The following is a 20,736-nucleotide window of genomic DNA, read 5'->3' on the forward strand; positions in this document are numbered from 1 at the left end:
ACAAGCAGATTGAGCGGAACATCTACAGTATACACTCTTGCAATGCGGCTCCTGGCCAGATGAAAGCCCGCCCTTTCACTGGACATGAAAGGGCGGAACCTGTTGTTTTGGAAGAAATCTTACTGAAACGCCGCAACCGGTTCGTGCGCTGTGCTGGCAACATTCAGCGCATCTGAAAGCTCGAGCGTCTTTCTGAACAGCGCGCGGCCAACCAAGGCGCCCGAAATATTCGGGATATAAGCCAACCGCGAGATATCATCTGTCGTGCGGACCACACCGCTTGCGATGATCGGTGTGCGAGATGTCTCTGCCAGCCCCGAGATCAGGCCCAGCTGTGCCTCAACGTCTTCCATGTCGCTATCGATATCAGTGACCAGAATTGCCGCAAACGGCGTTTCTGAAAACGCTTCGATAAAGGCCTCTGGTGTAAACGCACTTTGACTACGCCAACCGTCGGTCATCACTGAGCCTTGCCATACGTCCACGGCCAGAACGATTTGGTCCGGGTAGAGTTTGGCCAGTTCTTTCACCAGATTTGGATCCCACGCAGCCATAGTGCCGATAACAATCCGGCCTGCGCCCTTGTCGATCCAATGCTCGACTTGCTCGCGCGATCTCATACCACCTGCCAACTGCACAGGGATTTCGGCAGAACGGATGATCTCTTCAACCAACTCCGAATTGGTATCGCGCCCTTCAATCGCGTCAAAATCGGTCAAGTGCATCCACTCGGCTCCAGCATCGGCCCAACTGCGTGCCGTTTCTGCGGGATTCACGTGCCAAATCATGGCCTCATCCAGACGACCCTTGTCCAGTGTGACACAGCGGCCGTTCTGCAGTTCCATCGTAGGGTAAATCCTCATGAGCTTGCTCCTCCGCTCAATCGCAACGTCAATAAAGGATACCATACCCTCAACCCTATCGGCGAGAATTTCCAGTTTCGGCAAACCAAAGGCAATTTGCGGCACGATCAAAGAGAAAGGTTAAGCCAGTTTGGGCGGCCCGTTTCTTTTCAGCAGGTTCACCTGACTTCCCATATAGTCGCGCTCGGCCATGAGCTCATAACCAAGCTTTGCCGCCAGATTCTGCGACGCGTGGTTTTCAGCATCAATCAGGGAAACCAGTGGTCCAGGCATTATTCTGTCAAACCAGTCATGTGCGGCCTGAGCCGCTTCAAGACCAAATCCCTGCCCCTGGGCTTCTGGTGCCAATAGCCATCCGGCCTCGGGAAAGCTGTCGAAGTCGTCGCCTAACCCTCGGTTACGATAGAAAAAGCCTGCTTGACCTATCATCTGACGATTCGACTGTCGAAAGACGGCCCATTGGCCAAAACCGGCCATCTGCCAGTGGCCGGCATTCCTCAGAAAGGATTCCCACGCTTCGCCCCGCGATAACGGTTCCCGGCCAAGATGGCGCACAACACAAGGGTTCCGCCAAATCTCAGCGTAACGACTAAAGTCGTCGGGACGCATAGCGCAAAGCATCAGACGTGCCGTATTTATCATCGGGGTGGATCGTAGCATGCCCTGCCCGCTCAGAATTTCCTGCCTCGCGTAAATGGTTGCGGGTCAATAGCTATCTGGCAAGCGCGAATTCCGGCTGGGCAAAAAAAACGGCGCCTCCGTTGCCCGGAAGCGCCGTTTTAGCGGATAAAGAAGGTCTTAAGACGCTTCAGAGATGAATTTGACGGCGTCGCCAAACGTTTGGATGGTTTCGGCTGCGTCATCAGGAATCTCGATGCCGAACTCTTCTTCGAAGGCCATAACCAGTTCAACAGTGTCCAGGCTGTCTGCACCCAGATCGTCGATGAAGGACGCGTTTTCGGTCACTTTATCTTCTTCAACACCCAAGTGCTCAACAACGATCTTTTTAACGCGATCTGCGACGTCGCTCATGTCTATTCCTCATTTCATTTCAGGGCATAGTGCCCGGTTCTGCCCTTGCCCGCTCAGGCTGGCCTTGATGTGCCCGTTCTGGGCGGTTTAGGTCCCCGATTACCGGGTAAGTAGAAGGTTGACCATCCGGCCAGCCCCTGCATATGTGCGCCGCCTATAACACAGACAACGCCCGAGGCAAACGCTTTCGCGCCCACCTCGATCCGCGCTCACAACATGGCCATACCGCCGTTCACATGCAAGGTGGTTCCGGTAACATATCCGGCTTCGGCACTTGCAAGATACAGCACAGCCGCAGCAATTTCCGAGGGGTCACCCATACGACCGGCAGGAACCTGCGTCAAAATCCCAGATTTCTGATCCTCGGTCAGTTTGTCGGTCATCGCAGTCGTAATGAAACCGGGTGCCACCGCATTGGCGGTGATTCCACGGCTGGCAACCTCATAGGCCAACGATTTGGTCATGCCCACCATGCCTGCTTTGGATGCAGCATAGTTGGCCTGTCCCGGGTTCCCTGTCGCACCCACCACCGATGAGATATTAATGATCCGGCCCCAGCGCGCTTTCATCATGCCCCTCAAAACGCCTTTGCACAGCCGGGCAGTAGATGTCAGGTTGACGTCGATCACGCTCTGCCATTCCTCATCGGACATGCGCATGAACAGATTGTCTCGCGTGATCCCGGCATTATTCACCAGAATATCAACCGATCCCATTGCCTCAGCAGCCTGCTTCGGAAGGGCTGTCACCGCCTCGGCATCACTCAGGTTGCAGGGCAGAACATGGGCGCGTTCACCCAATTCTTCGGCCAGAGCCTGTAGCGGCTCAACTCGCGTTCCAGACAAAGCCACAGTTGCACCGGCTGCATGCAAACTTCGCGCAATTTCGCCACCGATCCCGCCCGATGCACCGGTGATCAGTGCATTCTTACCTGTCAAATCAAACATTCGGTCTTCCTCTTGATGCTCGGTGTCTTACGATTCGGCCTGAGTCACATTCTGCACGTCATCAGGCGTACCGACAGCTTTACCAACGATCGCACGGTCAATTTTGCGAATCATACCGGACAGAGCTTTGCCCGCCCCGATTTCCCAAGTTTCACTCACGCCTTGCGCAACCATGTACAGTACGCTTTCGCGCCAGCGAACCGAACCTGTGACCTGCTCGATCAGCAACCCACGGATCAGATCGGGATCTGTGACAGCCTCGGCCCGCACATTGGCAACCAGTGGCACGGCAGGAGCTTTGATTTCGACATTTGCCAGGGCTTCGGCCATGACATCAGCTGCAGGTTGCATCAATGCACAGTGGAAAGGTGCGCTGACGGGCAACATGACCGCGCGCTTGGCGCCTTTTTCTTTGGCGATTTCGGCGGCGCGTTCCACAGCAGCCTTTGCGCCTGATACCACGACTTGTGTGGGATCATTGTCATTGGCAGCCTGACAAACTTGACCCTGGGCAGCTTGGTCTGCAACAGCGCGCACAGCATCAAGATCCAATCCAAGAATAGCGGCCATTGCGCCCTCTCCAACGGGAACCGCACTCTGCATCGCTTGCCCGCGGGTGCGCAAAAGGCGCGCCGTATCAGCGACCGACAATGCCCCTGCCGCAGCGAGCGCGGAGTATTCCCCCAGCGAATGCCCAGCGACAAAACCAGCATCCGCAATCGAAATCCCATTGGCCTCCAGGGCTCGCATCGCAGCCATCGAGGTCGCCATTAGCGCTGGCTGCGCGTTCTGGGTTAGGGTCAGGTCCGCAATATCACCTTCCCAGATCAGATCGCTCAGCTTTTCCCCGAGCGCCTCGTCCACCTCGTCGAATACAGCCTGTGCAGCCGGATAGGCCTCGGCCAGAGCCTTACCCATACCGATAGTCTGGGCACCTTGCCCCGGGAAAACAAATGCTCGTGTCATTGCAACCTCTTGGATGACGTTAGGTTGCCGCGGGGTGTAAACCGACAGACCGCGCGGCACAAGCTTTGCCTGATCTCTGCACTTTGGCACCGGCTCTGTGCATCCCTTGCTATTGTGTCCTAGGCTTGTAGCGGTAGGTTGTTGCATACGATCCACCTTCCGGAGCCTCAGATGCCTTCGTCAAACACCTTCTCAAGCTATGGAAGCGTAACCAAAACTTTTCACTGGCTGACCGCGTTACTTATCTTCACCGCATTCCCTCTGGGGTGGGTCGCCAACGGATTGGCTCATGCGATTTATGATCCTGCTATAGCCACAACCGAAGATGACATTGCACGCGCCGCCAGCCTCTTTTCTCTCCATAAAACCGTCGGGGTCACTGTTTTCTTCGTCGCGCTCGCGCGTATCTTGTGGGCGATAACGCAGACCAAACCCGGCCTATTGAACGCCGAGAACAAGCCCGAGGCCTTTGCAGCTGAAACCGTGCATTGGCTGCTTTACGCATCTTTGGTTCTGGCCCCACTGACCGGTTGGACCCATCACGCTGCCGCCGAAGGTTTCGCTCCGATTTTGTGGCCCTTCGGACAGGACCTACCCCTTATACCAAAATCCGAGTTTCTGGCAGAGCTGACCGGAAGCCTGCATTGGCTGTTCGTCTGGACACTGGCCGGGTCAGTCGCGCTGCACGTCGCCGGGGCGCTAAAACACCACATTATCGACAAAGACAGCACGCTGCGTCGAATGATGCCGGGCGCCTCGGATGCACCGGAACCGCCAGAGCAAAGCCATTCAATGACGCCCGCATTGGCCTCTTTGGCCATTTGGGGTGCCGTTCTGGTCGGAGGATGGTCAATCGGCGCGTTTGACCACCAATCTACAGCTAGCACAGAGGTCGCAGAACTGACCCAGGTACAGTCCGACTGGAACGTCCAGGAAGGCAATCTAAGCATTACCATCACCCAGCTGGGCAGCCCGGTAACCGGCAGCTTTTCCGATTGGACCGCTGCAATCGCTTTCGAAGATCCGCCCACGCCGGGCCTAGCAGGATCAGCAGATGTCACAATCGCGATAACGTCGCTCAAGCTCGGGACAGTCACAGATCAGGCAATGGGTGCTGATTTCTTCGACAGTGCGCAATTTCCAACCGCTCAATTCAAAGCTGATCTCTTCAAAACTGAGGACGGGTACGAAGCGCGCGGCGCGTTGACCATTCGCGACAAGAGTGTGGACGTAGTGTTGCCATTTACTCTCGACCTTCAGGATGACAGCGCAGCTATTTCAGGACAGCTTGAACTGAACCGGCTGGATTTCGACATCGGCACTTCGCAGTCGACCGAGGATTCGCTGGGTTTTGCTGTTACAGTATCAGTTGATCTTACAGCAAAACGTGGCAACTAAAAAAATGGGCCGCCGAAGGGTTACTCCGGCGGCCTCGTTTCAACTCGTTGCAATGGTATTAGTCGGCCTTCTGGGCTTCGACTGAAATCTGAAGTTCGACTTCGTCACTTACGAATGGCGCGAACTGACCAAGGTCGAACTCACTACGCACCAAGGTGGTGGTGGCGTCGAAACCGGCCCAGGGCTTTCCTGCCATAGGATGTTCACCCACTTGGTTCAGCTTGGCATCCAGAACAACCGATTTGGTCACGCCGTTCATAGTCAGATCGCCAGTGATGTTGGCAGTGTTTTCGCCCGTGACTTCGATACTAGTAGAGGTAAAGGTCACCATTTCTCCTTCGGTCACACCAAAGAAATCCTCGGACATAAAGTGGTCTTCACGTGGCTTCCAACCGGTAATCATCTCAACCACTGGCATGGATACTGTAACACTGGATGCAGCCGGGTTTTCCTGATCGAACATGATCTCGCCTTCAAACCCCGAGAACATGCCATGGGTGGTCGAGAAGCCAAGGTGGTTATAGCTGAAAAGAACCTGGCTGTGGCTTGAGTCCAGAACGTATTTTTCGGCGCCGGCAAATGCCGTTGTGGCCGAAACCGCGAGCGCTGCTGCAAGAAGGGTGGATTTCATGATAATCTCCGCAATTTTGTAGATGCAAACCTCTTGGGTTGCTCGACAACGAAAATGTGCTGCCCTAGGGCAGCACACAAGTAATATTATTTCACAATATCTGTTCTTAATTGAACAGAATAAAACTCAGGCGAAAATTGTTACACTTCCGCTAAGTTGACCTTTGAGCGCTCGGCTGACATCCGCCGATTCAAGCGGCAATTTCATCAACAAGCTGCCGTCCACATCGAACAACTCGATCTGGTCTTCAATGAAACGGGCACCACCCAGGCTGTCATAGCTCCGGCGCAAAACTGTCTGCGGGCGGCCATTTTCATTCTTTTGCAATACCCGGACCTCGCGGCGGATCGGGTCAAAATACGCATCAGGACGCGCGTCCAGAACTTCGATGGTCAGAAGGCTGACACCTACCAGAAGGAACATCAGAGAAGCCGCCAATTTGATCGGCCAGACTTCAGCGGCCATTGCCGTGCTGGGCATCAACCACATGGAAAAGGCAGAAACTATCAGTAGCGCACCAGCCACACGGGCCAGAACCATCCGAGCTTTCCAATTTGGTGCAAAGCTAATGAGCACCGGCACTGACTTTTCAAAACTTACGCCTGTGGCGGATTTCTCGAAGGTATTTGTGTTAATCGCGGTCATTTTCAGTACCCTGTTTCTCAGGTTGCCGTTCCAACTTTTGTCAGTCCGGTTAATTTCCGGTATACAAAACAACTTTGAGCCGAAAAGCGTCAGGAATTGGGCAGCGCAGAGGAAATAGCGCGACTTCACAAAGGCATCTGTGGCAGGCCTTGCCCCCAGCGTACAAACGTGTATATCGGGCCATCCTTCGCAAACGATATGAATCGCGCAGCCTCTCGTGGCAGGGTCGCGAAGGACGAAACGGCCCCGCCTATGAAATGCGCCTTGATAGAAACAGGAGTGCACATGCCACTATATGAGCATGTAATGATCGCGCGTCAGGATTTGTCCAACGCGCAGGCAGAAAGCCTCGTCGAACATTTCGGCACCGTTCTGGCTGACAATGGCGGCAACGTCATCGACAGCGAGTACTGGGGCGTCAAGACGATGGCCTACAAGATCAACAAGAACCGCAAGGGTCACTATTCCTTCCTCAAGACCGACGCTCCCGCTGGCGCCGTTCAGGAAATGGAACGCCTGATGCGCCTGCATGACGACGTTATGCGCGTTCTGACCATCAAGGTCGACGAGCACAACGAGGGCCCTTCGGTCCAGATGCAGAAGCGCGACGAGCGCGAAGGCCGCCGCGAGCGCCGTTGATTAACGCCTGAAGAAAGGACACTAAACCATGGCCGCAAAACCATTTTTCCGCCGCCGCAAGGTCTGCCCGTTCTCGGGTGAGAACGCGCCGAAGATCGACTATAAAGACACTCGTCTGCTGCAGCGTTACATCTCTGAGCGTGGCAAGATTGTACCTTCGCGCATCACCGCCGTTTCGGCGAAAAAGCAGCGTGAACTGGCCCGTGCTATCAAGCGCGCCCGCTTCCTCGCCCTGCTGCCCTACGCCGTTAAGTAAGGAGATACTGACATGCAAGTTATCCTGCTGGAACGCGTTGCGAAACTGGGTCAGATGGGCGACGTCGTTGACGTCAAGTCCGGTTATGCCCGCAACTTCCTGTTGCCTCAGGGCAAAGCGCTGAGCGCATCGGACGCCAACATCGCGTCGTTCGAAGCCCAGAAAGCGCAGCTTGAAGCCCGCAACCTGGAATCCAAGAAAGAATCTGAAGCGCTGGCTGAAAAGCTGGACGGACAGCAATTCATCGTGATTCGCTCGGCCTCGGATGCCGGCGCACTGTACGGATCGGTCACCCCGCGTGACGCCGCAGACGCCGCTACCGAAGCAGGTTTCACTGTCGACAAGAAGCAGATTGCCTTGATCGCACCGATCAAGGACCTGGGTCTGCACACAGTCGCAGTTAAACTGCACCCCGAGGTTGAAGTGAAAATCGAAATGAACGTTGCTCGTTCGCAAGAAGAAGCCGAACTACAGGCATCTGGCAAATCGATTCAGGAACTGGCCGCCGAAGAAGAAGCCGCCGCAGAATTCGAAATCGCCGAGCTGTTCGACGATATCGGGTCCGCCGCTTCCGACGACGACGATCTGGTTGCTCAGGATGCTTCGGCCGAAGAAGACGAAGCTAAAGCCTGATCCTCGGGTTTCGAATTGAACAAGAAAGGCCGCACGATCTGTGCGGCCTTTTTTATGCCTCCGCCCGGCGAAATCCAGCTTGGGCCCCGGCCTTTGCTTGCGGTCATCAATAGGTTTCCTATCATCGCATAATAACTATTCGGAGACGATCAATGACATTTCTTCTGCGCCGCAGTGTATTGGCATTATTGTTAATTGCACCCTTTGCGGCGTGCGGAGGGCCCGATACCCCAACCCAGAACACGTTTGATCCTCCGCTCTATCCCAACGAAACACCGGAACTGCGGGCCTCCATAAACAAATGGGCCGACCACTACGAAGTGCCGCGCGAACTGGTGCACAAGCTAGCAATTCGCGAAAGCACCCACCGACCTTGGGCTGTGAATCGGCCCTATTATGGCTTGCTGCAAATCCTGCCGGCCACAGCTCGTTCAATGGGATATACTGGAAACGCCAAAGGCCTTTTGGATGCAGACACAAATCTCGAATTTGCCGGGAAATATCTGCGGGGCGCTTGGCTATTGTCCGACGGCGACCAGCAACGCTCCATATTCCTTTACGCAAAAGGGTTCTATCCCGAAGCCAAGGCACGTGGGATGCTGGTCGAAACAGGGCTACGTCCGGAATAACCGGATTTACCCCGAAACGAATCATCTGAGACATGCTGTTTCGGACCATTCTGTTGCCATTACATCGCAATATGACTACACAAGGCGAACAATTTGCTTGCACAATGCCCTGTGGTTGACGCAACGTATACCCCTAAGGACAAGTCTGGCATGTCTTGGGGGAGAGATATGCCGCCACAAGGGTTGGACAGGTGAAACTTATAGATTTGGCCGCGGTCGACCACACAGAGAAGTCGGCCGCTGACGTTATAAACGCCGTCTGCGAAGAGCTTGGCTTCGACTATGCGTCTTATGCCACCTTTAACCCTGTGAAAGGTGATGTGCAGGGCTATGCAAACTATCCTGATGAGTGGAAAATCCACTATGGCAGCCAGGGCTTTCATCACTTCGATCCGACGCTTTATCAATCTGTCCTAAGCATTGCACCCGTTGATTGGGGACGCTTTGATCAGGACGAGAAGTTCAACGCGGTATTTCGTGACGCCCATGATTTTGGCATTAGTTCCAGAGGGTTAACAGTTCCTGTTCGAGGACCTTATGGTGAATGCGGACTGTTAAACGTTACCCGGGACTGTTCGGATTCCGAATGGGATAAGCTAAAGAAACATGTCATGGGTGATCTGCAACTTGCTGCCGTTCAAGCCCACGATACTGTTATGCAATCCGGCTTGCTGGCCAAAGCTCTTTACCTGCCCACGCTGTCCACACGCGAACAGGAAATCCTCCAATGGGTAGCTGACGGAAAGTCGCAACAAGATATCGGTGATATTTTGTCCATTTCACACCGTACCGTCGAAGTTCATATGCGGTCCGGGCGTGAAAAGTTGGGCGCACTGACCACCTCACAGGCTATTGGTCGTGCGATCGGCCTGGGCCTAATTGCCCCTGGTTAATCAAAAAAAAGCACTTCTACGGGAAATCCCTAATAGTCTGCGCTTATTTCTTGGTTAACCTAATCCCTACGGTAACCAGACTGTAGGGGGATGGAAATGATCATCGTTATTGATGGTATTAATCAACATAAGTTCAAAGATGTCTTGGATGACATGTTCAAACTGCGCGCTCGTGTTTTCGGCGATCGCCTTGGTTGGGAGGTCAATATTGAGGATGGGCGCGAGCGCGACCACTTCGATGATCTGCATCCAGCACATGTAGTCAGCATCGACGACGAGGGGGACGTTGTCGGGTGCATGAGACTACTGCAAACCAAAGGACCGCATATGCTGTCCGATGTTTTCCATTCGATCCTGGATGGAGAACCTCCAATTCGGAGCGCGCAAGTCTGGGAAGCCACCCGGTTCTGTGTCGATACTAAAAAACTGGGCCGAGGGCGCGGTGAAAATTCTGTATCCTATGTGACCAGCGAAGTTATGATTGGCTCTTTCGAATATGCCAAAGCGGCTGGCGTTCTTGACTCGATCGCGGTGATTGATCCAGTTATGAACCGCGTTCTGCAAAGGTCCGGTAACGCGCCTTATGACTACCTCGGCAGTGCTAAGCCCATGGGTAAAGTCGTAGCCATGGCCGCTTTGATGGACTGCTCAGATGAGAGAATTTCCGGAATTCGGGAATATGCGAACATCGCTCACGATGTATTCCTGACGGACGAGCAGGCAATAGATCTGTATGCCAGAAACAAAACACCGGCAGATACAGGTGTGGCGAATTACGACCACCAACCACTAAGCCAGATGGAAAAATACTTTGTCGAACAGATGAATTCGGCAACCACAAAAGCCGAAGCCGAAGCTGTATTGAACCTGATCGAAGCAGTTTCGGATCGGTTCACCCCAGAGCAGAAAACTGCTCTACTAAGGACCCCCCGTGCTTTTGCTCATGAGGCCTGACCCCCTCACCTCATAGCATAAAGCCACCCACACGGAGCCGTCTTTTTCAGACGGCTCCGTTTTTTGTGCCCATAAGAATTCTATGGGCAGAAGAGGATTACTCCTCTTCCAATGCCTCTACGGCTTTCTGCAGGTCGTCTTTGCTGACTTCTTTATCCGCAACCTGGGCCAGCTCGACGATATAGTCGATGACTTTGTCTTCGAAGATCGGCGCGCGCAGTTGCTGCTGCATCTGAGCGTTCTGCTGCACGAACTCAAAGAACTGGCGTTCCTGACCAGGGTATTGGCGCGCTTGGTTCATGATCGCTTGGGTCATCTCGGCATCGGTGACTTCAACTTCTGCCTTCTGGCCCAGCTCGGCCAGCAACAGGCCAAGACGCACGCGGCGTTCGGCCAGCTTGTTGTGCTCGTCGGTCGGCTCGATCTCATCGTGGTCGTGGCCTTCCACTTCCGGGTTTTCTTCGTGCCACAGCTGGTGTGCGATCTGCTTGGCCTCGGCATCTACCAGCGACGGTGGCAGATCAAACGAAACCTTCACGTCCAATGCGTCCAGCAGAGCACGCTTCATCACCGCCCGCGAAGCACCGCTATATTCCGCTTCCAGACGTTCTGAAATCTGGCCTTTCAGCGCTTCCAAGTCTTCTGCACCAAATTTGGTGGCCAGCTCGTCGTTGATCTCGGCGGCGACGGGTTCTTTCACATCCTTGACGGTGCAGGTAAACACAGCGTCTTTGCCGGCCAGATGCTCGGCACCGTACTCTTCGGGGAAGGTGACGTTTACGTCTTTTTCTTCCTCGGCCTTTACGCCAACCAGCTGCTCTTCAAAACCGGGGATGAAGCTGTTGGAACCCAGAACCAGCGGATAGTCTTCAGCGGATCCGCCCTCGAACTCTTCGCCATCAACCTTGCCGACAAAATCGAACACAATCTGGTCGCCGTCCTTGGCTTTCGAGCCTTTGCGGCGGGATTTGAAATCCTGCGCAGTTTCGGCCAGGTTGCCCAGCGCTTCTTCAACGGCCGCGTCATCGGCTTTGACAACCAGCTTTTCCAATTCAACCGATTTCAGGTCGACCTCAGGGATGGCAGGCAGGGCCTCATAAGACATCTCGACATGTACGTCGTCGCCTTCTTTCCAATCCTCATTGGTCATCTTCACCTGAGGCTGAAGTGCCGGACGCTCACCGCTGTCTTCGAAATGCTGGTTCATTGCACCGTCGATGCTTTCTTGCATCGCCTCGCCAAGCAGACGCTGACCGAACTGCTTTTTCAACAGTGCCATCGGTACCTTGCCTTTGCGGAAGCCCTTCATCTCGACTTCAGGCTGTGCTTCGACCAGTTTCTCGTTAACTTTGTCGTCCAGCTCAGCTGCGGATACGACAATGTTATAGCCGCGTTTCAGACCTTCGTTCAGCGTCTCGGTAACCTGCATTATGGTAGTCCCCATAGGATTCGGGGCGCGCAAAACGGCGCGCCGGGCAAATTTGAGGCCTTCTATTTGCCCAGCCGCCCGCGTGCAAGGGGCAAAGCCCGGATCAGCCTTGTTTTGCCGCCGATTTGACCAAAAAAACGCCCCGGACCTGACCGGAGCGTTCTTGAGGAATTGTTCGCGGGATCAGAACTTCCAGCGCGCACCCAGCACCCAAGCCTCGTTGTCATCGAAACTCGTGGTGTCATCGAAATCATGGTTACGGTATTTCAAATAGGCATCGGTATTGATACTGTCGATGCGCTGTACGACAGCAATACCCCAGGCCTTCGTACTTGAGCCGTCGATCGAGAAATCAGATCCGTCGAAATAGTCGATGCCGATACCAGTCTTACCCCATGACACCCAATCGTCTTCATACGCAAGCTTCGCATACCAATAATTCGGGTCACTGGCACCGCTGGAAGTGTCATCTCTTGTACCCAAAGCTGCGGTTACGCTGAAACCACTGGGCAGCAGAACCGAGGCGGACCCGATTGTGTCTTTTCTCTCCCCGGATCCGCTATCGTAATCGCGCACGGCGTAGGCGAGGGATGCAGCAATCTCCACCCCGTTGGATAAGGTATTTCCATAGGACACCGACACATCGTAGTAATCATCGTCATCGCTGCTGGACAGGATGTTTTGACCATAGGCTATGGCTGCTGAAAACCCATTGAAATCCGGCGTGTCATAGCGAATGCGCCCGCGCCGTGATCCATCGAAGTTATCAGAGGTGTCACCAACGGTAATGCCGCTGAGCATACCATCAGCCTCACGGTAGAAAAATGCACCGTTCTCATCGTTGGTAAAGGAATAGAGCGCGGTACCAACATAGGACAGATCGGATTCTGCCGCCCCGTCCGAGGCCATGCTGCCCTGCCCGGCAGAGAACTTACCAAAGCCCCCCTTCAGCGCAAAATCGACATGCCGAATATCTTCGCGGTTCCAGCCATCGGTGTTTGTCCCATCCTGATTGGCGCTCCCCGTGCTGGGCAGGCCCAGACCGGATTCGAACCGGAAGGTAAACTCATTGCTGCCATAGGGTTGCATCAAGAACAGCCCGACCCGGCTGTTTGACAGATCATTGTCCAGCAAACGGGTTTCCGTTTCATCGCCGTCGTCAACCGAGACAATGACGGGGTTAAACTGGCCATATAGCTCAACATAACCGCCGCTGTTATTGTTATATCTAAGCTCTGCCGCTGCTGGGATGGCCGATGCAGCGGTCAGGCAGGTCGCAATCGTGCTTATTGATACTTTCTGGGTCATAGTCATTCACCATAATGGATCCATTTACGGGCACTGCTCGCTTGTGCGCGATTTCTCTATGATCCCCTGTCTCGGGCCCATTCAGCTCGCGCATCTTGTGCGAATATAACCGCAGCTGAAGGGTGTTAATTTGATCTACTTCAAAACGATAGAATATATGTCATCCAAGTCACCCAGACCGCTTGCCGCAATACTGACGCCTGACCTGAATTTCATCATACGCTCATTTTGGGACATCGAATACTGCAGCGGCGGATTTTCGCCGAGACGATTAAGAACCCACTTCCCGCAAAACCCGTGGCAACTGTTCGGGCAAATCTTCAGCGATCAACCCCGGCCCGAAAGATCGCGCACATTCCACATGCAGCCATGCCGCAGTTTCCGCGGCCTGCAAGGGCGAGAACCGCCGCGCCAGCAACCCGGTGATAAACCCCGCCAACACGTCCCCGGCCCCGGCTGTCGCCAACCAGGGCGCCGCACGTTCATAAACGGCCGAATTCACTGAGCATCGGCCGTTCGGATCCGCAATCACGGTATCGGGTCCCTTGAACAGAACCACGCACCCTGCCCGCCCGGCAGCCTCTCGGGTGGCGTCCACTTTGGAATAGGCCGGACCCTTGATGGGAACCGCCTTCAGTTTTTCCGCAATGTCCGGGAACAACAGCGCAAACTCGCCGCCATGCGGGGTGAGAACACAGTTTTCATGCAGCATCCCAAACAGGGCTGCAGGATCATCCGCGAAAGCCGTCAGTGCGTCAGCATCCAGAACCGTTGCGCGCTCCGCAGCCAACGCAACCGGCACCAGATCGCGCGCACGGTCCAGCCCTAGACCGGGGCCGAGACACAGAGCATTCAGCCGCTCATCCTCTAGGATTTTCGACAGACCATCCGCGCTCTCGACCCGCTGCAACATGACCGCCGTCACTTGCACCGAAACCTCCATCTGAGCCGCAGGAGGCACGCCCAGAGTCACCAGCCCCGCCCCAATCCGCAGCGCCCCCCGCGCTGCCAGCCGCGCAGCACCGGTTTTGCCGGGGCCTCCGGTCATGATCAAGGCGTGGCCGTGCGAGTATTTGTGCCCAAACGAAGCCTTGCTGAGATTCTGTGGCAATCCACTTTCATCTACCAATTGAGACAGCACTCTCCTCAAACGTCGCTCGCTATGCAGATCAGCCAAAGACTTGCGCGAGATCGAACCGAGATCGCTTGGCGAAGACAACCCAATGTCAACTATGACGGTCTTTCCACAGAACTGGGCCCCTACGTCCAGAAGATGTCCACGCTTTTTGCTATGAAACGTCACTGTTAGGTGGGCGCCAACAATTACACCTTCGTCCCCCAGAATCCTACCGCTATCAGCGCAAAGACCAGACGGAATGTCGACCGAAACGACGCGCGGCCACCACGGATCGGCATCCGCCTCTGAACCTATCTGAAGCTTGGCAAGAGCAGGTTTCAATCCACCAATCGGACGTATTAGCCCTGTTCCAAACAAAGCATCCAATATCAAATCAGGGCCTTGCGAACTTGACGGCCGGGCTGCGTGTTTCTCCAACTTGGAAACTTCACGTTTGGTCGGTGTCGGCAGGGTAAGCTTAGAAACTTCACCCAGCTCCAGCCACCGCTCATAATTCACCCGCGCATCCGGCGGCAGCTTCTCTAGGTCGCCATACAGAAACACCGCGACCTCCCACCCTTGCTCCCGCAAAAGCCTGGCCACGACGAACCCGTCCCCACCGTTGTTTCCTGGCCCACACAAGACAACTGCCCGCAACGGATCCTCTTCATCTGGCCGCGGATACGTCAGGGAACGCGAGGGGCTGGCCCCTCGCTTGTCCAACTCTGGCCACTCCTCGAAAATCGCCTCGACAACACCCTGCCCAGCCCGTTCCATCAGCTCAAGACCGGTCACATCACCGGACTCAATGGCCGCTTGTTCGATCGCCCGCATCTGTGCTGCAGTCAGTAAGTCTGTCATGCTGAACCCTCGCGCGATTCAATTTCGACTATTTTTTGTGCAAACTGTTCAAAATTTCACCGGCCATCCAATTTCCATGCAACCCGGCATCGCCATTTTCTCATTCACATTGCCGCCCGATCTTAGACGTGGTCAGTGCCATCCTGACAAGAGTTAAAGGGAGCCCGGTATGAAGAAGATCGAAGCGATCATCAAGCCGTTCAAACTGGACGAAGTGAAAGAGGCGCTGCAGGACGTCGGAGTCCAGGGCCTCAGCGTGATCGAGGTCAAGGGGTTTGGCCGTCAGAAAGGTCACACTGAACTTTACCGCGGCGCGGAATATGTGGTCGACTTTCTGCCCAAGGTGAAGGTCGAGGTTGTGCTGGACGACGATCTGGTCGATGCCGCCATCGAAGCCATCGTTTCCGCCGCCAAAACCGACAAGATCGGCGACGGCAAGATCTTTGTCTCACCCGTCGAACAAGCAATTCGCATCCGTACCGGCGAAACCGGTTCGGACGCACTGTAACAAGACCAAATCTTCAATTCAGAGGAATCAAGAGAATGAGCAAGGACGCAGTTCTTCAGCTAATCAAGGACGAAGGCGCCGAATATGTCGACGTCCGCTTCACTGACCCGCGCGGCAAACTGCAGCACGTCACCCTGGTGGCCGATCAGGTAGATGAAGACTTCCTCGAAGAAGGCTTCATGTTCGATGGCTCTTCCATCGCTGGCTGGAAGTCCATCGAAGCCTCGGACATGAAACTGATGGTCGATACCAACAGCGCCTATGTCGATCCGTTCTACGCAGAGAAAACCATCTGCGTGCATTGCTCAGTTGTCGAGCCCGACACCGGTGAAGCTTATGAGCGTGACCCGCGCGGCACCGCCCAGAAAGCCGAAGCCTACTTGAAAGCAACCGGTATCGGCGACGTGGCCTATATGGGCCCCGAAGCAGAATTCTTCCTGTTCGACGATGTGCGTTTTTCGAACAGCATCAACAAAGTATCTTACGAAGTTGATGCAACTGATGCATCCTGGAACACCGACACCGAATACGAAATGGGCAACATGGGCCACCGCCCGGGGGTTAAGGGCGGTTACTTCCCGGTCAACCCGATCGACGAAGCCCAGGATCTGCGTTCGGAAATGCTGTCGACCATGAAGCGTCTGGGCATGAAGGTCGACAAGCATCACCACGAGGTTGCGTCGTGCCAGCACGAGCTTGGCCTGATCTTTGACAGCCTGACCAAACAGGCAGATGAGCTGCAGAAGTTCAAATACATCATCCACAACGTGGCGCATGCATACGGCAAATCGGCGACCTTCATGCCGAAGCCAATCGCAGGCGACAACGGTACCGGCATGCATGTGAACATGTCGATCTGGAAGGACGGCAAGCCTCTGTTTGCTGGCGACAAGTATGCTGATCTGTCGGACGAGGCACTGTTCTTCATCGGTGGTATCCTGAAGCACGCCAAGACACTGAATGCCTTCACCAACCCGGCGACCAACAGCTACAAGCGTCTGATCCCCGGATTTGAAGCCCCCGTCCTGCGTGCTTACTCGGCTCGTAACCGTTCGGGTTGTGTCCGTATTCCGTGGACTGAAAGCCCGAAAGCCAAGCGCGTCGAGGCCCGCTTCCCCGATCCGGCAGCGAACCCCTATCTGGCGTTTGCCGCTCTGCTGATGGCCGGTCTGGACGGCATCAAGAACAAGATCGATCCGGGCGAAGCCATGGACAAGAACCTCTACGATCTGCCTGCCGAAGAACTGGCCGACATCCCGACCGTTTGCGGCTCGCTGCGTGAGGCTCTGGAAGCTCTGGCATCGGATCACGACTTCCTGCTGCAGGGCGACGTGTTCACCAAAGACCAGATCGACGGCTACATCGCGCTGAAGATGGACGAAGTCGAAACCTACGAACACACGCCGCACCCGGTTGAGTACGGCATGTATTACAGCTGCTGATCCAGAATTTTCGTCGAAAATTCTAAAGGGGCGTCCACCGGGCGCCCCTTGTTTCGTTTGGCACGATCTTTCACAGTTGCCGTTACCCCGGTTAGGAGAGATCGCATGTCAGCCGAAACCGCATTCGCCCCATTTTCGGATTTCATCACGTCGACAGAGGAGCTGGAACGCATCACTGGCGCGCCCCTTCCCCAGATCATCGCCAAGGAACAGACCGCGCTGGACGGCATATGCCGTGACTTTATCGCCAAGTCGACCTTCTGCTTGATCGCCTCTGCCAACCCCGGCGGCTATCTGGATATCTCTCCTCGGGGGGATCCCGAAGGGTTTGTCCGGGTGGTCTCGGATAATCTGATCGCCATTCCCGACCGACCCGGAAACAAGCGGACCGATACGTTTCACAATATTCTCCTGGACCCGCGCGTCAGCGTGATCTTCTTTGTGCCCGGCAAGATGGAGACTTTGCGCATCCGGGGAACCGCACGCATATGTACTGACCCCGATCTGCTGAACAGTCTGGCGGTGAAGGATCACGCCCCTAAGCTGGCCCTTCTGATTCATGTCGAGACCGCTTTCGCACATTGCCCCAAATGCGTCATACGCTCGGATCTGTGGAACCCTGAAAACTGGCCGGATTCGTCTGATCTCCCCAATATGAATGCTATGATGGTCAAGCATGCTAAAATCGACAAAACGCCGGATGAGTGGTTCGAAAGCTTGAAGGGCACCGGGGAACTCGACTTGTATTAACCCCTTTTCGGGCGCGGCTTACCTGCCTAGGCTGCTTATGTCATTTCATTGGATCGGATTACACGATGTTTCGGTTTGCTCTTATTCTGGCATTTTCTCTCCCGGGTTTTGCGGCGGCGGCCCCCTGCGGCAACACCGGGAACGGATTTGAGGCTTGGAAACAGGATTTCGCCAAACAGGCCCGGCGCGCTGGTGTGAAAAAGAAAGGTCTGCAAGCGCTGAGCCAAAGCCAATACGCCACCAGAACCATTGCCGCGGACCGAAACCAAAAGAGCTTTAGGTATTCGCTGGATAAATTCATGCAGATCCGCGGCGCGGATACCATCGTTGCACAAGGCCGCAAACGCAAAGCCAGAAACCCCCAGTTCTATGCGACGCTTGAGCGTCAGTATGGGGTACCAGCAGGCATCCTGATCGCTATCCACGGAATGGAAACAGGATTTGGGAATTTCATGGGCGACAGTCAGGTTGTGTCAGCAATAACTACTTTGGCTTACGATTGTCGCCGATCCGAGTTCTTTGTCCCTCACGCCATTGGAGCACTGAAACTGGTTGATCAAGGCAGCATTACGACCAACACCGTTGGTGCCAAACACGGTGAACTGGGACATACACAGTTTCTGCCAGGCAATGCCTTGGAATACGGTGTTGATGCCACTGGTGACGGTCAGGTCGATTTCTACAACATGACCGATGCGCTGGCCTCGACCGCTAATTTCCTGCGTAAAAAGGGCTGGAAGCCCGGACGCGGATATCAACCGGGCCAACCGAATTTTGCGGTCATTCAACAGTGGAATGCCGCGACGGTGTACCAAGAATCCATCGCAATCATGGCTGCTCGAATCGACGGATGATTGTGTCGGTCTGTCATGTAGGGCGACCGCAATTCAGACACATTGTCGCCACAGACGCTAAATAGCCCTTAAAATGCCTAGGTTTCCAATGCGTAATCAATCTTGCCGATTTCTCATTTTTTTCCATTTCCGCCCAATTCTTTCCCTTATCTGTTGATAATTTGAGTCATCTGACGGAATGCACAAAGGAATGCGCAGTGACTCCGAAGCACAGCTATCACGGCGGCCTGCAGTTCACAGGCAAGACCAATGGCGCGATCGAGCGGTTTGGTGCCATCGTGGCGGCAACCCTGGAAGATTACGGCCATCTTGTTGAGCGCAAAACGATCTTGAACACGACCGAGGCGAGCATCGTCTCAAGTCAGTACCTCGTGCGCCTTACGCTGGATACCCAACTGGCTGAAACAGAAGACCGGTTTGAACGGCGGGACCGTGCGGCCGGTTTGAGAACCGTCTCGAAACCCCGGGTGACCCTGCCCGAAAACCGGTTGACGGTCACAATTACCCCTGTTTCCGCCTTGCTGGACGACAGCGAGATCTCGGAGCTTATGCTTGTTGTGATCCTGTATCGCATGGTTGATATCTGTGCGACTCAGCGCGTGGAATGGCTGTCTCCGAATACAGTCCTGACCATGGAACAATTCATGAGTGCTTTTGACACTCTGGCGCCCGTTAAACAGCGGGACAGAAAACAAATTTTCGAATCCGTTTCCGGGCCGTTTGCAGGTCTTGAATTAACGGAGACAGAAGATCTGGATGAGCCAAGAAACAAAACGCAGACCTCACATGCGCGGCCAATCCAGCTGTCAGACGAGCAGTTGCTTAGCATTGCTTTTCGGACAGAACCGATCGAGCAGAAACCGGATGATCGGACCGACACTCCCCCCCTCGACCACGAGAAACCCAATGATATCCTGCGACTTACCAGTTGGGGACTTACGGGTGCCGTGGCCAGCGTGTCGGTCCCGATCGCAGCCTCGATGGCTGCCGTCAACCTGATCCGAGGTGAAGATTTCCGCCTGAATACTCAGGTACTTGCCTATTCGGTTGCAATATCAGCGCTCAGCACCAGCGGTGCCTTTGCGGGTGTGGCTACTGCTTTAGGCATGTAGACCAATTCCAATAAGACCCTCCTAGGAAGCCCCGCCGTCAGGTGGGGTTTTCTTTTTGGCGCAGGCTTCCAGCCTCAAGAACATAGGTGTGGATCGAAAAAACTACAGCCCGCGTTTTCGGCAGCCGCAACAATGTTTGCCTCTCGCTGCGTAAATAGCGTGCGGCTCCGGGTGAACTGACCTGGCGCGGTTCTGTAGCGCTTCGAGGCTGATGCAGATCGGCATCCTCATACCACAGCGCATTAAACCGCCAGAGCGGCTTATCGGGCTGAATTCCATCAAACAACCGCTGGACACGGCGCGCGATGCTTTCGTCGTAGCTGTTGACCGGTACATGGATGTCGATCAGGGGACGCATGAATTTTTCTGACAGTCGCCAACTGGCTGGAAAACACAAAACCGCGCCAGTCAAAACATGTTCGTCCCCTTGTTTTTGCAAGATACAGATATCCTCCTGCACCAGTCTGCAAAGGGTTTCCATTGGGGCCTGCCGATCAATCTGGACCTTCTGCCCATCGGCTCTCGTGACGAGGTCTGAGCATCCGGGATACGCATATTGCAACACCAGGTCCAAGACTTCTTGTGCGGCTGGTTCGGCTTCGGGCGCCAGCGCAAGAACATCGGCGCGACGCTCTTTCAGCAACGCTTCCCGATACTGCATCTGGGCCGCGAATGCTTCGTCCTGATGCAACCAAGTTTCCATACTGGCGGGCTGAATACCCGGCAGCGGGCGGGGTTTCAAAGGATCATAGGGTGTAGAGGTCTGCAAAATGGTCGTCATGAACCCGACCTAACATCGGCACTTCGACTTGTCGGTCAAAAAGCGACGGATGGCGGTCGCAAATTATCAAGACGCTGAAAGAATGCTT

General features: G+C 54.8%; 23 protein-coding genes. 12 read left to right on the top strand and 11 right to left on the bottom strand.

The features are described from left to right. Window positions 1-119 precede the first annotated feature (119 nt). The 5 genes from AC2FIM_RS04190 to fabD form a co-directional block, all read right to left on the bottom strand. Complete coding sequence (locus AC2FIM_RS04190) at window positions 120-863, bottom strand: 1-(5-phosphoribosyl)-5-[(5-phosphoribosylamino)methylideneamino]imidazole-4-carboxamide isomerase (protein WP_271947626.1); 744 nt, start codon at window positions 861-863, stop codon at window positions 120-122. A 120-nt stretch (window positions 864-983) separates the two neighbouring features. Continuing rightward, window positions 984-1,523: a GNAT family N-acetyltransferase gene (locus AC2FIM_RS04195; RefSeq protein WP_142633154.1), complete on the bottom strand. Its 540-nt coding sequence runs from the start codon at window positions 1,521-1,523 to the stop codon at window positions 984-986. Window positions 1,524-1,661: 138 nt separating this feature from the next. Beyond that, window positions 1,662-1,895 carry an acyl carrier protein gene (locus AC2FIM_RS04200; protein ID WP_005982462.1) on the bottom strand — a complete coding sequence of 78 codons (234 nt, stop codon included), beginning with the start codon at window positions 1,893-1,895 and terminating at the stop codon, window positions 1,662-1,664. A 209-nt stretch (window positions 1,896-2,104) separates the two neighbouring features. Beyond that, window positions 2,105-2,842 carry a 3-oxoacyl-[acyl-carrier-protein] reductase gene (gene fabG / locus AC2FIM_RS04205; protein ID WP_281971918.1) on the bottom strand — a complete coding sequence of 246 codons (738 nt, stop codon included), beginning with the start codon at window positions 2,840-2,842 and terminating at the stop codon, window positions 2,105-2,107. A gap of 27 nt (window positions 2,843-2,869) precedes the next feature. Beyond that, window positions 2,870-3,808: an ACP S-malonyltransferase gene (fabD, locus tag AC2FIM_RS04210; protein ID WP_271947631.1), complete on the bottom strand. Its 939-nt coding sequence runs from the start codon at window positions 3,806-3,808 to the stop codon at window positions 2,870-2,872. 171 nt (window positions 3,809-3,979) lie between these two features. Between fabD and AC2FIM_RS04215 the strand changes: the two genes are divergently transcribed. Beyond that, window positions 3,980-5,206 (top strand): cytochrome b/b6 domain-containing protein, encoded by a 1,227-nt coding sequence (locus AC2FIM_RS04215; protein ID WP_271947633.1) that lies wholly within the window; start codon window positions 3,980-3,982, stop codon window positions 5,204-5,206. Between the two features lie 58 nt (window positions 5,207-5,264). Here AC2FIM_RS04215 and AC2FIM_RS04220 read toward each other — a convergent pair whose 3' ends face one another. Continuing rightward, on the bottom strand, window positions 5,265-5,837 hold the full coding sequence (locus tag AC2FIM_RS04220) for a YceI family protein (protein WP_271947636.1): 573 nt from the start codon (window positions 5,835-5,837) through the stop codon (window positions 5,265-5,267). Between the two features lie 126 nt (window positions 5,838-5,963). Further along, window positions 5,964-6,482: a hypothetical protein gene (locus AC2FIM_RS04225; RefSeq protein ID WP_142633144.1), complete on the bottom strand. Its 519-nt coding sequence runs from the start codon at window positions 6,480-6,482 to the stop codon at window positions 5,964-5,966. Between the two features lie 285 nt (window positions 6,483-6,767). On the opposite strand from AC2FIM_RS04225, the gene rpsF reads away from it, so the two are divergent. The 6 genes from rpsF to AC2FIM_RS04255 all read left to right on the top strand — a co-directional run bounded on the left by rpsF (window position 6,768) and on the right by AC2FIM_RS04255 (window position 10,486). Then, window positions 6,768-7,121, top strand: coding sequence for a 30S ribosomal protein S6 (rpsF, locus tag AC2FIM_RS04230; RefSeq protein WP_142633142.1), 354 nt, complete (start codon window positions 6,768-6,770; stop codon window positions 7,119-7,121). 28 nt (window positions 7,122-7,149) lie between these two features. After that, the gene (rpsR, locus tag AC2FIM_RS04235; protein ID WP_005608650.1) at window positions 7,150-7,377 is read left to right on the top strand and encodes a 30S ribosomal protein S18; all 228 of its coding nucleotides are present in this window, start codon (window positions 7,150-7,152) and stop codon (window positions 7,375-7,377) included. A 12-nt stretch (window positions 7,378-7,389) separates the two neighbouring features. Beyond that, the gene (gene rplI, locus AC2FIM_RS04240; protein ID WP_142633139.1) at window positions 7,390-8,010 is read left to right on the top strand and encodes a 50S ribosomal protein L9; all 621 of its coding nucleotides are present in this window, start codon (window positions 7,390-7,392) and stop codon (window positions 8,008-8,010) included. Window positions 8,011-8,162: 152 nt separating this feature from the next. Beyond that, window positions 8,163-8,639 (top strand): transglycosylase SLT domain-containing protein, encoded by a 477-nt coding sequence (locus AC2FIM_RS04245; protein WP_496707915.1) that lies wholly within the window; start codon window positions 8,163-8,165, stop codon window positions 8,637-8,639. Window positions 8,640-8,830: 191 nt separating this feature from the next. Continuing rightward, window positions 8,831-9,532: a helix-turn-helix transcriptional regulator gene (locus tag AC2FIM_RS04250; RefSeq protein ID WP_185956601.1), complete on the top strand. Its 702-nt coding sequence runs from the start codon at window positions 8,831-8,833 to the stop codon at window positions 9,530-9,532. A 96-nt stretch (window positions 9,533-9,628) separates the two neighbouring features. Beyond that, complete coding sequence (locus AC2FIM_RS04255; RefSeq protein ID WP_142633135.1) at window positions 9,629-10,486, top strand: acyl-homoserine-lactone synthase; 858 nt, start codon at window positions 9,629-9,631, stop codon at window positions 10,484-10,486. Between the two features lie 97 nt (window positions 10,487-10,583). On the opposite strand, the gene tig is transcribed toward AC2FIM_RS04255, so the two are convergent. The 3 genes from tig to AC2FIM_RS04270 all read right to left on the bottom strand — a co-directional run bounded on the left by tig (window position 10,584) and on the right by AC2FIM_RS04270 (window position 15,201). After that, window positions 10,584-11,915, bottom strand: coding sequence for a trigger factor (tig, locus tag AC2FIM_RS04260; protein WP_271948081.1), 1,332 nt, complete (start codon window positions 11,913-11,915; stop codon window positions 10,584-10,586). A 183-nt stretch (window positions 11,916-12,098) separates the two neighbouring features. Next, on the bottom strand, window positions 12,099-13,223 hold the full coding sequence (locus tag AC2FIM_RS04265; RefSeq protein ID WP_496707913.1) for a porin: 1,125 nt from the start codon (window positions 13,221-13,223) through the stop codon (window positions 12,099-12,101). 271 nt (window positions 13,224-13,494) lie between these two features. Further along, window positions 13,495-15,201: an NAD(P)H-hydrate dehydratase gene (locus AC2FIM_RS04270; protein WP_142633131.1), complete on the bottom strand. Its 1,707-nt coding sequence runs from the start codon at window positions 15,199-15,201 to the stop codon at window positions 13,495-13,497. A gap of 169 nt (window positions 15,202-15,370) precedes the next feature. Here AC2FIM_RS04270 and AC2FIM_RS04275 point away from each other — a divergent pair, with 169 nt between their 5' ends. From AC2FIM_RS04275 to AC2FIM_RS04295, 5 genes are all read left to right on the top strand, one after another. Next, on the top strand, window positions 15,371-15,709 hold the full coding sequence (locus tag AC2FIM_RS04275; RefSeq protein ID WP_142633129.1) for a P-II family nitrogen regulator: 339 nt from the start codon (window positions 15,371-15,373) through the stop codon (window positions 15,707-15,709). 35 nt (window positions 15,710-15,744) lie between these two features. Next, entirely contained in the window at window positions 15,745-17,151 is a 1,407-nt protein-coding gene (glnA, locus tag AC2FIM_RS04280) for a type I glutamate--ammonia ligase (RefSeq protein ID WP_142633127.1), read from the top strand. A 105-nt stretch (window positions 17,152-17,256) separates the two neighbouring features. Further along, window positions 17,257-17,901 carry an MSMEG_1061 family FMN-dependent PPOX-type flavoprotein gene (locus AC2FIM_RS04285; RefSeq protein ID WP_496676162.1) on the top strand — a complete coding sequence of 215 codons (645 nt, stop codon included), beginning with the start codon at window positions 17,257-17,259 and terminating at the stop codon, window positions 17,899-17,901. Between the two features lie 65 nt (window positions 17,902-17,966). Next, window positions 17,967-18,755, top strand: coding sequence for a lytic murein transglycosylase (locus tag AC2FIM_RS04290; RefSeq protein WP_271947660.1), 789 nt, complete (start codon window positions 17,967-17,969; stop codon window positions 18,753-18,755). 197 nt (window positions 18,756-18,952) lie between these two features. Continuing rightward, a complete protein-coding gene (locus tag AC2FIM_RS04295) occupies window positions 18,953-19,867 on the top strand; it encodes a hypothetical protein (protein WP_246097123.1) in 915 nt (304 codons plus the stop codon). Between the two features lie 37 nt (window positions 19,868-19,904). Here the strand turns inward: AC2FIM_RS04295 and AC2FIM_RS04300 are convergent, their stop codons facing one another. Beyond that, window positions 19,905-20,648: a heme-dependent oxidative N-demethylase family protein gene (locus AC2FIM_RS04300; protein ID WP_271947662.1), complete on the bottom strand. Its 744-nt coding sequence runs from the start codon at window positions 20,646-20,648 to the stop codon at window positions 19,905-19,907. Between the last annotated feature and the right edge of the window lie 88 nt (window positions 20,649-20,736).

The sequence above is a fragment of the Ruegeria sp. CDSC052 genome, from assembly GCF_059610685.1.